The following is a 12,072-nucleotide window of genomic DNA, read 5'->3' as shown; positions in this document are numbered from 1 at the left end:
CATCGGCCCGAGCACGAACCGGCCCTGAACCCGCTTGCGGCGTGCCGCCTTCGCCGCCGGTAGCGCCCGGTGTCATGCACACTGATCATCCCGCAGCCCTTGGCCCTGATCTTCTTCCCTAGACAAGAAGAATGATCAACCAAGGGCTGCGGCCATGATCAGCCAGGGTCGATACAAGCCGACCCCAGGTTAAAGATCAAGCTAGCGGGAAAAGCGAGGTCCCCGCTCAGGCGTCGGGTCCGTCAGAGCGTTCCCCGGTGAGCTTGAATGTGCCGTAGGGCTGAAGCGTCGCTTCGCCGCTCATGGAGTTGCCCTCATACGTGGCCGAGACCTTCATCGACAGCGGGAACGGTTGGGTTACCGAAACCGCAAAATCAATCTTGTTGCCGACCACGGTGCCCTCGTTGATGTCGGTAACCACACCGGTCAGCGAGTTCTTCATGCTCCCCGTGACCGCGCCGTTGTCGGTCTTGAGTTCGACGACGGCAGGCTGTTGCCCTATCGGACTGTCGATCGCCAGCTGCCACGTGCCGTCCACACTCATAGGCTCCCTCACCTCACCTTTGTCTTGATTGACATCGCCGTTTTTGAATCGCACAATTCGGCATTGTTGCTACGGCGTAACCGTACTGATCAGTCGGGACTTCGCCAACCCCTAACCTCGGCTGTGCCGCTGCGGCGACCGCGTGGCGAGCTGCACCGTATGTCGCCGGCCACCGCACCGGGCACCCCTGTGACCTGACAATTAGGTGCGCTAAGGGGTAGCGACAGGGGGCGATGCATCGGTAGCTTCATTCTCGCATTCGGTTGAGTGCAGGGCGTGGATAGGCGACCGCGAACAGTCGCCGCATCGTGGATCCGGGCCGCCAATGATCCGGGCCGGAACGATCTGGGCTGCCTTGCGGAAAGGAACCGTATCCGTGACCGAAATGGTGACCATGGAGGAAGCTCACTTTCCCGGGCCGCGCAAGTGTCCTTTCCAGCCGCCCGCCGAGTACGCGAGCATGAGATCGACCGGGGCCCCGGCACGCCGGAGCCTCTACAACGGCGACAAGGTGTGGGTCATCACCCGGCACGACCAGGCCGTCGCGGTGCTCTCGGACACCCGGTTCAGCTCGGACATGACCCGACCGGGCTTTCCGCTCTACACCGAGCTTCTGGAGGCGGCGCGGGCGCTGCCGACCCTGGCCACCATGGACCCGCCGCTGCACACCCGGTTACGCAAGGCGGTGATCGGCGAGTTCACCATGCGGCGGATGAACGCGCTGCGTCCGGAGATCCAACGGATCGCGGACGAGTTGATCGACGACATGCTCACCAGACAGCAGCCGGTGGACATGGTCGCGGCCTTCTCCGGGCCGCTCGTCGACCGGGTCATCTGCCGCCTCCTCGGCTTCTCCAGCAGCGCCATGCAGGAGTTCGTCGCCACGAACTTCGTGCCGCCCGGGCCGAGGGAGACGCCCATCGCGTTCGCGCAGGCGAACCTCGCCAGCCACATGCAGGCGACGCACAAGTACTTCTTGCAGGTGATCGACGAACTGGAGCATGAGCCGGCGGACAACGTACTCAGCCGGATGATCGCCAGGCATGTCGCCTCGGGCGAGATCACCCGCGACGAGTTGGCGAACCTGGCCTTCGTCATCTTCGCGGCAGGGCAGGGCCCGACGGTGGCGATGCTCAACATCGGCGTTGCCGCACTGCTGGAGCGACCCGACCAACTCGAGATCATCAAGACCGAGCCGGAGCGGCTGTCCGGGGCGGTGGAGGAGTTGTTGCGCTACTTCAGCGTGCTGGACCTGCTCGTCCGCGTCGCCGTCGAAGATGTCGAGATCGGTGGCACCCTGATCCGTCGGGGCGATGGCGTCATCGTGCCCAACGCGGCGGCCAACCGCGACGAAGACATGTATCCGGATCCGGACACCCTCGATCTGCACCGCTCGGCTCGGCACCACCTGGCCTTCGGTCACGGCATCCACCAGTGTCTGGGTGCCAACCTCGCCCGGGTGGAGCTGGAGGTGGCCTACTCGACGCTGTTCCGGCGGCTGCCCGGCCTACGGCTCACGGTACCCGCGGCCGAGCTGGGTCCGCCGCAACCGGGCCCGCTGCCGGAGATCCACCAAATTTTCGTCACCTGGTAACCGGGGAGTGTGCGTGTCCATGAGTTCGCTGTCTGACGCGGTTCGTTCCGGGGCCTCACCCGAGGAACTCGAGCGCACGCCTCTCCCGTCCACGTATTTGGGTGCCCACATCCGCGCCCAGGATGTCGACATGTTCCGCGGCACGGCGGACAAGGACGTACGCAAGTCGCTGCACGTGGGGGCGGTCCCGATGCCGGAGCTGGCGCCGGACGAGGTACTGGTGGCCATGATGGCCAGTTCCATCAACTACAACACGGTGTGGTCGGCGATGTTCGAACCCATTCCGACGTTCCGGTTCCTCAAGCGGTACGCCAAGCAGGGTGGCTGGGCGGCTCGGCATGACCTCCCCCAGCACGTGGTGGGCTCGGACGGCGCGGGCGTGGTGGTGCGGATCGGGCACGGGGTACGGCGATGGCGCGTCGGTGACCACGTGGTGGTGAGCCCGGCCTATGTCGACGATCAGGAAGCGGCCACGCATGCCGACGGGATGCTCGGTGAGTCGCAGCTGGCGTGGGGGTTCGAGACGAACTTCGGCGGGCTGGCCGACTATGCCGTGGTCCGGGCCAGCCAGCTGATCCCGAAGCCGGCTCACCTCACCTGGGAGGAGGCCGCCGCGAACACCCTGTGCGCAGGCACTGCGTACCGGATGCTGGTAAGCGACCGGGGTGCCCGGATCAAGCAGGGCGACGTCGTTCTCGTCTGGGGCGCGACCGGCGGGCTCGGTGCGTACGCCGTCCAGTTCGTCAAGAACGGCGGCGGTATCCCGGTCGGGGTTGTCGGCTCCGAGAGCAAGCAGCGGATGCTCCGCAAGCTGGGCTGTGACGTGGTGATCAACCGCGAGGAGATCGGCCTCGACGGTCACGACATCGGCCCTGACCAGGTCATCGAGGTCGGCAAGCGGCTCGGCGCGATCGTACGCCGGGAGACCGGTGAGGACCCGCACGTCGTGTTCGAGCATGTCGGACGGGCCACCTTCGGCGTGTCCGTCTTCGTGGTACGCCGCGGCGGCACCGTGGTCACCTGCGGCTCCAGCACCGGCTACCACCATCAGTTCGACAATCGCTACCTGTGGATGAAGCTGAAACGCGTCATCGGCAGCCACGTGGCGAATCTCCAGGAGCAGTGGGAGTGCAACCGACTGTTCGGCCTGGGACAGATCATGCCGACGCTGTCGACGCTCTATCCGCTCGCGGAGGTCGGTGAGGCCGCGCGCCTCGTGCAGACCAACCAGCACGTCGGCAAGGTCGGCATGTTGTGCCTGGCCCCTGCGCCAGGGCTCGGGGTCACCGACCACGAGCTGAGAGCAAAAATCGGTGCGGAGCGGCTGAATCCGCTCCGGTCCTTCGAGAGCGTGCCGGTGGGCTGACATGACGACAGGACAGGCGGCGATCGGAATCCTGGGTACGGGTTCGTACCTGCCCAAGGCGGAGATCACCAACGACGAGATCGCCGAACGTGTGGCGAACGCGACGGTCGAATGGATCGAGCGGAAGACCTTGATCCGTGGCCGCAGGTATGCCGCCCCGGAGGAGGCGACCTCGGATCTCGCCTGCCACGCTGCCGTGCAGGCGCTCGCGGCGGCCGATCTGCAACCCGGAGAAATCGACTACATCATCGTCTCCACCTCGACGGGCGACTCCCCACAGCCGCCGACGGCCTGCCTGGTGCAGGCGAAACTGGGCGCGTTCCGCGCGGCCTGCTTCGACGTGAACGTCGTCTGCGCCGGTTTCGTCTACGCCATGGCGTTGGCGCAGGGCCTCATGGCCTTGCGCCCGGGCACGCGTGCGCTGGTCATCGGCGCGGACGTCTACTCACGGATCCTCGACTTCGACGATCGCACCACCGCCGTGCTGCTCGGCGACGGCGCCGGCGCTGCGGTGCTGGGCGCGGTGCCCACCGGCCGCGGGATCATCGACATCGACCTCGCCAGCCGTGGCGACGCCGCCGGGCTGATCCGGGTGGAGGCCGGCGGCAGCCGGCAGCCGACCTCGTACGACACGGTCGCGAACGGTGGCCACTTCTTCAAGATGAACGGCCGCGACGTACGTGATTTCGTCATGGAACACGTGCCACCGATGTTGGCGGCGTTGCTGGCGCGCAACGGCACCGAACTCAGCGAGGTGGGCCATTTCGTTCCGCACCAGGCGAACGGTGTGCTGCTCCAGGAACTGGTCGAGCGGTGCCGCCTCGCCGGTGCCCAGACCCATCGCACGCTGGAGTGGTACGGCAACATCGGCAGCGCGTCGGTGCCGGTGGCGCTCGACAGCGCCAACCGCTCGGGCGCGATCCGCGACGGTGACCTGGTGCTCCTGGCCGGATTCGGCGGCGGCATGTCGGTGGGCACCTGCCTGCTCCGCTGGGCCGGGACCGTCGGGGACGGTGCGTGATGAGCGACTTCACCCGCATCGGCGTGGTGGGCGGCGGCACGATGGGCGCCGGCTTCGCCGAGCTCTGCATCGTCAACGGCCTGGACGTCGTCGTCGCCGCGCCCACAGCGGACTCGGTCGCCCGCAGCCAGCGGCGCCTCTTCGGCTCCCTTGCCCGGCAGGTGGAGAAGGGCAAGCTGTCGGCGCAGGCGCGAGACCTCGCGCTCACCCGGCTCCGGTTCACCACGGACCTCGGGGACCTGGCCGACCGTCAGTTCGTGCTCGAGAGTGTGCCCGAGAACGAGCAGAAGAAGCTCGACGTCTTCGCCGCCCTGGACAAGGTGGTGGAAAGCCCGGAGGCCATCCTTGCCTCCAACACCTCCTCCATACCCATCGCCAGGCTCGGCCGGGCCACTGCGCGTGCCGACCGGGTGATAGGTATCCACTTCTTCAACCCGGTGCAGGTGCTTCCACTGGTCGAGCTGATCGGGTCGTTACGCACCGACGAGAAGGCGTATCTCGCGGCGGAGGCTTTCGTCGGCGGTACGCTCGGCAAACAGGTCATCCGCTCGCCGGACCGGCCGGGTTTCGTGGTGAACGCGTTGCTGATCCCGTATCTGCTCTCCGCCGTGCGGATGCTGGAGTCCGGTGTCGCCACCGCGGCCGACATCGACACCGCGATGACGCGCGGTTGCGCCCACCCGATGGGTCCGCTGGCGCTTGTCGACCTGATCGGCCTGGACACCGTCGCTGCGGTCGCCGACGCGCTCTACATCGAGACCAAGGAGCACAGTTACGCCGTGCCGCCGCTGCTGGCCCGCATGGTCGACAGCGGCTTTCTCGGCAAGAAGAGCGGTCGCGGCTTCTACAGTTACGACAAGCGCCCCTAGCCGACGCACTTTCCGATGAGCCGCTGCTCCGTGCCGCGGCGCGACTTCACCTGGTCACGTCCTCAAGCAATTCAAGGACGTGCCGGTACGTCCGGCCGGTCGCCCGGCTCATGCCCAACTCGCAGGTGCGGTTGTTGGAGACGTACGCGTCGTACCGCCGCTCGGCGATCTCGGCCGCCTGCGCGGCGGTGGCCCCGGCGGCAAGTTCGGGATGCAGCAGCCCCCGGTCCCCCGCGAAGCCGCAGCAGCCCCAGGTCTTCGGGACGACGACCTGCTCGGCACACGCGGCGGCCACGGCACGGAGGTCGGCCGTTGAGTCGAGGTGCTCGCTGGCACAGGTCGGGTGCACCACCACCGCGCCGAGCCGTCGCCGCACGGTCAGCTGGGGCAGCACCTGCGCGCGGACGAAGCTGACCGCGTCGAGCACGGTCAGTGCTCGGAAGCGGGTCAGGTCGTCGCCGTCGAGCGCGTCGCCGATCTCGTGCAGCCCGTGCGCGCAGGAGGCGGCTGCGCAGACCACCGGCCGGCGGCCACCAGCCGATGCGTCCCAGAGCGCGGTGAGCGTACGGCTTGCCATCTCCTCGTATCCCCGGGTGAGGCCCTTGGATCGCCACGGCGTCCCGCAGCACAGGCCCGCGATGCCTGCGGGCACGGCCACCGGCACCCCGGCCCGCTCGCACAGTGCCGAAAAGGCGGCGGAAACGCCGTCGCCGTCGGCCGGGCCGAAGATCGAGTCGACACACGCCGGAAAGAAGACGGCCACCGCGTCGGCCGGACGGGCCGGTGCGGAACGTCGGGGGCCGGGGCCGGGCAGGTCACCGTCGAGGTGTGGGGTCCATTCGGTCGGCAGCACCCGGCGCGCGGTGCGGGTCCCCACCGACAGCAGCCCGTCCGGTAGCGCACCGGCGGTGCGCAGCGCGCCCCTCAGGCCGCTCACGGCGCCGGCCCAGTGCCGGGCCACGGCGGCGCCACCGCGCTGTGCGGCCGGGCCGAGGCGGCGGGCCCGTAGGCCCTTCATGGCGGCACCGGTGTCGATGGCGACGGGGCAGGCAACCAGACACATCGAGTCGGCGGCGCAGGTGTCCACGGCCTCGTACCCGAAGTCGTGCCGCAGTTCCTGGGCGCGGGCGGTGTCGCCTTCGGTCTCTGCCTGGGCTATCTCCCGCAGCAGCACGATGCGCTGCCGTGGGGTGGTGGTGACGTCCCGGGAGGGGCAGACCGGCTCGCAGTAGCCACACTCGACGCACGTGTCGAGCAGTGGATCCACCGGCGGGGTGGTCTTCAGGTGGGCGAGGTGGATGCGTGGATCGTCGGAGAGCACCACGCCCGGGTTCAGCACGCCTGCCGGATCGCAGAGCCGTTTGACCTCGCGCATCACCGCGTACAACTCGTCACCGAACTGACGCCGTACGTACGGAGCCATGATCCGGCCCGTCCCGTGCTCGGCCTTCAACGACCCGCCAGCACCGAGCACGAGGTCAACCAGATCCTCCGTGAAGGCGTCGTAGCGCCGCACCTCGTCGGGGTCGTCGAAGCGCGGATTGATCATGAAGTGCAGGTTGCCGTCCTTGGCATGACCGAAGATGACCGCGCCGTCGTACCCGTGGGTGGCGAACAGCCCGGTCAGCCGCCGCGTCACGGCGGTGAGCACGTCGAGCGGGACGACGATGTCCTCCAACAGTGCGGTGGTCCCGACCGGCCGGGCACCGGCGACCGCGGTGTAGAGGCCCTTGCGCAGCTGCCACAGGGCGGCGCGGGCGCGCGGGTCGGTGGTGAAGGTGGCAGCGGTGGCCAGGGGCAGGGCGTCGAGCGTGGGCAGGGCCAGGCTCAGCTCGTGGTCGAGCTCGGCGGCGGTCATCGCCTGGAGTTCGACAAGCAACGCGGTGTGGTTCGCCACCGCCAGTCCGGCCAGCTCCGGGCCGGCGTGCCGGTCGTGCTGGACCACCCGGAGCGAGGCGGCGTCGAGCAGTTCGATGGTGTGTGCTCCGGCCGCGAGCAGGGCGGGCAGCGCGTCCGTGGCCCGATCGATCGAGTCGAAGACCAGCAGAGCTGTCGCCGCGTACGGGCGGACCGGCACGGTCTGGAAGGTCACCTCGCCGACGAAGCCGAGCGTGCCCTCCGAACCGATGAGCAGGTGGCTGAGGATATCCACCGGCCGGTCGAAGTCGAGGAACGCGTTGAGCGCGTACCCCATGGTGTTCTTCATGGCGAACTGCTGGCGGATGCGGGCGACCGAGGTCGGATCAGCACGGACCCGCTCGCGCAACGCGGCCAACCCGGCATACAGTGCCGGCTCACCCGCCCGCAGCTGCTCGTCCGCATCGCCCGCTGCGGTGTCCACGGTGGTGCCCGACGGGAGGACGAACGTCATCGCCGCGACGGTGCGGTACGCGTTGAACTGGGTGCCGCAGGCCATGCCCGAGGAGTTGTTGGCGACCACACCGCCGATCGTGCACGCCGCCTCGCTCGCCGGATCCGGACCGATCCGGGTCCCGTGCGGTGCCAGGTGCGCGTTCACCGCCCGTACGGTGGCACCGGGCTGAGCGCGTACCCGGGCCCCGTCGGCCAACACCTCGATCCGGCGAAAGTGGCGTCGCGTGTCCACCAGAAGCCCGTCGGTTCCGGCCTGGCCGGACAGGCTCGTGCCGGCGGAACGGAACGCCACCGACAGCGCGTGCCCGGCCGCCACCCGCAGCAGATCGGCGACGTGGGTGGTGTCCCGGGCGGTCACCACCGCCTGGGGGCGCAGCAGGTAGTGCGAAGCATCGTGGGCGAGCGCTGCCAGGTCGACCGCGCGGGTGCGGACGTCACCGCCGAGTGCGCGCAGTGCCGCCAGGGTCGGTTCGGCGAGGGTCATGCCCATTCTCCTCGGTGGCAGGGGAAGTCCGGGAAGCTCGGGACGGGTCAGGCCGGCCGGAGTCGTTGGCGCTGGCTGCCGATGCCGTCGATGCCCAGCTCCACCACATCACCCGGACGCAGGTACGGGAAGCGCTTGGACAGCGCCACACCCTGCGGCGTGCCGGTGTTGATGATGTCGCCCGGTTCCAGGACCGCCACCTGGGACAGGTGCCAGACGAGATAGTCGACCGAAAAGATCAAGTCGGCAGTGCTGGAGTCCTGCCGCGGTTCGCCGTTGACCCGCGACCACAGCCGCAGGTTTCCGGCGTCCAACTCGTCGGCGGGCACCAGCGCCGGACCGAGCGGGTTGAAGGTCTCCGCGCACTTGCCCTTCGACCACTGGCCGCCGGAACTCTCCAGCTGGAAGGCCCGCTCGGAGACGTCGTTGGAGATCGTGTAGCCGGCGATGTGCCGGGCGGCGTCGGCCGGCGAGTCGAGGTAGCGCGCCCGCCGTCCGATCACGACGGCAAGCTCGACCTCCCAGTCGGTCTTCTCGGCACCGCGCGGGATCAGGACGTCGTCGTACGGTCCGACGACTGTGTTCGGGGTCTTGAAGAACAGCACCGGGACGGTGGGTGGTTCGGCGCCCGACTCGGCGGCGTGCGCCGCGTAGTTCATTCCGATGCACCACACGGCGTGTGGGCGAACCACCGGCGCGCCCTGCCTCAGGCCGCTGACGTCGACGGTGGGCAACCGCCCCTCCGCCAGCGCGCGTCGGATCGTGGCGATGCCGTCGGCGGCCAGGAACGCGCCGTCGATGTCGGCGGTGAGCGTGGTCAGGTCGAAGCTGGTGCCCGCGTCGTCGACGACGACCGGACGCTCCAGACCGGGCTCGCCCACACGAATGATCTTCATGGCATTCTTCCTTCCAACGGGACTGGACATCGGTTGTGGTTGCCGGGATTCGGAGAACCCGACCTGCTCGGCCGGCTGCCTGCCTGGTCATCCGGCGCGTTCACCGGCAGGGTCGGCGTGCGGCGGAGCGACGACCCGGATCAACAGGCCGGCGGTGACCAGACAGGCGGCGGCCACCCCCCAGGCGAGCGCGAAGCCGTAATGTCCGGCCAGAGCGCCGAAGGTCAACGAGCCGAGCGCACCGCCGATGAAGACGCCACTTGTCGCCACCCCGAGGGCGATTGCCGGGCTGGACCGGTAGCGGCTGACCACCGAGTAGTTGAACAGGCCATTCCAACCCCATCCGGCGCCGAACGCGACGACGGCGGCGGCCGGTAGCAGAAGCTGCTGCCCGGGGACGAGGGCCGCTATCCCCACCGCACCGACGATCATGAGCATCGATACCCGGCGCAGGTAGTTTCGGTTCGGCAGCCGATCCGCTCGCCAGCCGTAGACGACGCGCGTCGCGATGCCGGCGGCGCTGCCGACTACGAAGATCCATCCGGCGGCCGACGGAGCCAGGCCGGTGTCGACCGCGGCCGTCACGAAGAACGCGATCATTGCATTGACCCCGCCGGAGGCCAGGGCCGATGCCGCGGTGAGCAGCAGCAGGTCACGCTGCCGGAGGGCGGTCCGCAGGCTCAGCCCCGTGGCGACGGTGCGGGCTGGCGGTACGCCACGGTGCGGCCAGATCGCCAGCAGCGCCACCCCCAGCACCAACGGTGCGGTGAACGCCCAGCGCCACCCGACGGTGACGGCCACCGTCGGTATCGCCACGCCAGCCAGGAGCGCGGCGAGCGGCGCGGACACCTGATTCACGCCGAACGCGAGTCCCTGTCGTTGGGTGGCAACGGCCTGGGCCAGCAGCGCGTTTGCGCCGGGCTGAGCGATCGCGTTGGCCACTCCGGCGGCGGCGAGCAGCACCACGAGATGCCATGGCCGCACCGCCGCGAGGGCCAACACGGCCGTGGCGAGCACCGTGAGCGTGGTACCGGTCGCCACCGCCGCGCCGGCTCCGAGCCGATCCGCCAACCATCCCCCGCTGGGTGAGGCGGCGGCCGAAACGCCGAAGAACGACGACACGGCCGCGCCGTGCAGCACCTCGTCGAAGCCGAGCTCGGCTCGGATCGGCACGGAGAGGGAGGCGAAGAGGAAGACCGGCATCGTGACCAACGCGGTGGCCACGGCGGAGGCAGCCATCGCCCGGGCGGCGGGTGCGGACAGCTGTTGCCGCACGCCCCCGCCGGTCCGGAGCGATGTGCCAGGAGACGGCTGCGCACTCAATGCGCGATCCAGCCCCCGTCGACCGTCAGGCAGCTACCCGTCATGAACCGGGACTCGTCGCTGGCCATGTACGTCGCGGCGGCTGCCATGTCGGTGGTCTCCGCGACGTACTCGCCGTCAGCCATGCGCAGCGGGGTCTCCTGCTGCCAAAGTCGCTGCGTGGCATCGTCGGCGCGGTACCCGACGTTGATCTGCGTCTTGGTCGCGCCCGGACACAGCGCGTTGACCCGGACGTTGTGTTTGCCGACCTCGACGGCCACCGACCGCACCATCCCGATCACCGCCGCCTTGCTCGCGCAGTACGTCGCCATCTCGGCCACGCCGACCTGACCGAAGTTCGACGCCACGGTGATGATGCTGCCGTTGCGCTGGGGAACCATCGCGCGCAGCGCATGCTGCACGGCGAGGAAGGTGCCCCGGACATTGAGCCGCATATGCCGGTCGAAGTGCTCCAGCGACACCGTCCTCGTGTCGCCGCAGGGCTCGACGGTCCCGGCGGAGACAAACATGATGTCGAGACTTCCCAGGAACTCCAGGGCCTGCGCGAAGGCGCGGGCGGTGCGGTCCTCGTCCATCAGGTCGCAGGCAACGAACGATGCGGCACCACCCTGCTCCGCGATGAGCGCCGCCGTGGGGCTGCCGCCCTCCCTCGGCTCCTCGTGCAGGTCGGCCACGGCGACCGTGGCCCCCTGCTGCGCGAAGCCCTGGGCGACGGCCCGGCCGATCCCGGAGCTGCCGCCGATGACCATTGCGGTCTTGCCCGCAAGTCGGTTACCCATGTGTTTGCCGCTCCTCTCCGTCACGCACCTGCGGACAGCACACGCCACCCACTGAGCCGGTTGAGGTCCATCTCGAATTCGACCTCGACCAGCGGCGGCCGGGTCAGCCAATGCACATAGCCGGCCTGGTGGACCGCCGGCAGCCCCTCCGACAACTGCCTGGCCAGGCCCGGGATCTCGTGCGCGGTGTAGACGTTCACGAGGCTGGGCGTTGCCGGCTGGTGCCCGAGGGCGGCCAGCCTGGACCGCATCTCACCGACGACATAGGCCACCTTGCGCGCCAGGCCCTCGGCGCTCAGGTCGCCGCGCGCCACGATGCACTCGGGGTCGAGCGGTCCGTCGACCTCACCGCTGCCGGCAACGACGTAGTCGCGGCCACCGCCGTCCGAGCTCTTGCGGACGATGTACGCCGCGAGCACGACCGGTTCGGCCGGACCATCCGCCACTGGCACCACGTTTGTCCGCGCGAGCGGGTTGACGTCGTCCTCCAGCAGCTGCCGTTCGGTGAGCAGCCGCCGGTAGAGCACGTTGAACTCGTTGAACCCGTTGAAACTGAACGCCTCCGGTGACCGCAGGGCGAGCCCGGCCAGCGCGCCCGCTGGCAGGTTCTCCGCCGCCAGTTCCTGGTCGAGCCGGACGAAGGCATCAGCGACGGGTGTGGGGGTGTCGAAGCGCCACCCGACGATCTCGTAGCCGGGCTCGGCGGCCACTCCCGAGGAATAGGGGTCGATGGCGGGCAGGTAGCGGTAGGTTCCACTGCTGTGACGTACGGCCGAGTCGGGCACGGCTCTTCCTCCTTGGGTGACGGTGGTCCGATGGGGTG

General features: G+C 69.1%; 10 protein-coding genes. 4 read left to right on the top strand and 6 right to left on the bottom strand.

Features of this window, described 5'->3' with window-relative positions; genetic code table 11:
- Positions 1–226: 226 nt before the first annotated feature.
- Positions 227–538 (bottom strand): hypothetical protein, encoded by a 312-nt coding sequence (locus tag QQG74_RS13675; RefSeq protein ID WP_341720655.1) that lies wholly within the window; start codon positions 536–538, stop codon positions 227–229.
- Between the two features lie 466 nt (positions 539–1,004).
- Between QQG74_RS13675 and QQG74_RS13670 the strand changes: the two genes are divergently transcribed.
- Genes QQG74_RS13670 through QQG74_RS13655 form a run of 4 tightly spaced genes read left to right on the top strand, consistent with a single transcriptional unit; the run spans position 1,005 to position 5,394 of the window.
- A complete protein-coding gene (locus QQG74_RS13670; RefSeq protein ID WP_341720654.1) occupies positions 1,005–2,138 on the top strand; it encodes a cytochrome P450 in 1,134 nt (377 codons plus the stop codon).
- Positions 2,139–2,157: 19 nt separating this feature from the next.
- Positions 2,158–3,504: a crotonyl-CoA carboxylase/reductase gene (gene ccrA, locus QQG74_RS13665; RefSeq protein ID WP_341720653.1), complete on the top strand. Its 1,347-nt coding sequence runs from the start codon at positions 2,158–2,160 to the stop codon at positions 3,502–3,504.
- A 1-nt stretch (position 3,505) separates the two neighbouring features.
- Positions 3,506–4,525, top strand: coding sequence for a ketoacyl-ACP synthase III (locus tag QQG74_RS13660; RefSeq protein WP_341720652.1), 1,020 nt, complete (start codon positions 3,506–3,508; stop codon positions 4,523–4,525).
- On the top strand, positions 4,525–5,394 hold the full coding sequence (locus QQG74_RS13655) for a 3-hydroxybutyryl-CoA dehydrogenase (RefSeq protein ID WP_341720651.1): 870 nt from the start codon (positions 4,525–4,527) through the stop codon (positions 5,392–5,394). Before QQG74_RS13660 ends, QQG74_RS13655 begins: the two co-directional genes overlap by 1 nt.
- Positions 5,395–5,440: 46 nt before the next feature.
- On the opposite strand, the gene QQG74_RS13650 is transcribed toward QQG74_RS13655, so the two are convergent.
- The 5 genes from QQG74_RS13650 to QQG74_RS13630 all read right to left on the bottom strand — a co-directional run bounded on the left by QQG74_RS13650 (position 5,441) and on the right by QQG74_RS13630 (position 12,034).
- Positions 5,441–8,251: an FAD-linked oxidase C-terminal domain-containing protein gene (locus QQG74_RS13650; protein ID WP_341720650.1), complete on the bottom strand. Its 2,811-nt coding sequence runs from the start codon at positions 8,249–8,251 to the stop codon at positions 5,441–5,443.
- Positions 8,252–8,298: 47 nt separating this feature from the next.
- Positions 8,299–9,147: a fumarylacetoacetate hydrolase family protein gene (locus tag QQG74_RS13645; protein WP_341720649.1), complete on the bottom strand. Its 849-nt coding sequence runs from the start codon at positions 9,145–9,147 to the stop codon at positions 8,299–8,301.
- 87 nt (positions 9,148–9,234) lie between these two features.
- A complete protein-coding gene (locus tag QQG74_RS13640) occupies positions 9,235–10,422 on the bottom strand; it encodes an MFS transporter (RefSeq protein ID WP_341720648.1) in 1,188 nt (395 codons plus the stop codon).
- A 44-nt stretch (positions 10,423–10,466) separates the two neighbouring features.
- Positions 10,467–11,249: an SDR family oxidoreductase gene (locus tag QQG74_RS13635; protein ID WP_341720647.1), complete on the bottom strand. Its 783-nt coding sequence runs from the start codon at positions 11,247–11,249 to the stop codon at positions 10,467–10,469.
- A 20-nt stretch (positions 11,250–11,269) separates the two neighbouring features.
- Complete coding sequence (locus QQG74_RS13630) at positions 11,270–12,034, bottom strand: hypothetical protein (protein WP_341720646.1); 765 nt, start codon at positions 12,032–12,034, stop codon at positions 11,270–11,272.
- Positions 12,035–12,072 lie beyond the last annotated feature (38 nt).

Source organism: Micromonospora sp. FIMYZ51, assembly GCF_038246755.1.
Taxonomy (GTDB): Bacteria; Actinomycetota; Actinomycetes; order Mycobacteriales; family Micromonosporaceae; genus Micromonospora.
Note: the sequence above shows the minus strand (reverse complement) of the source record. Positions and strands in the feature narration are given on the sequence as shown.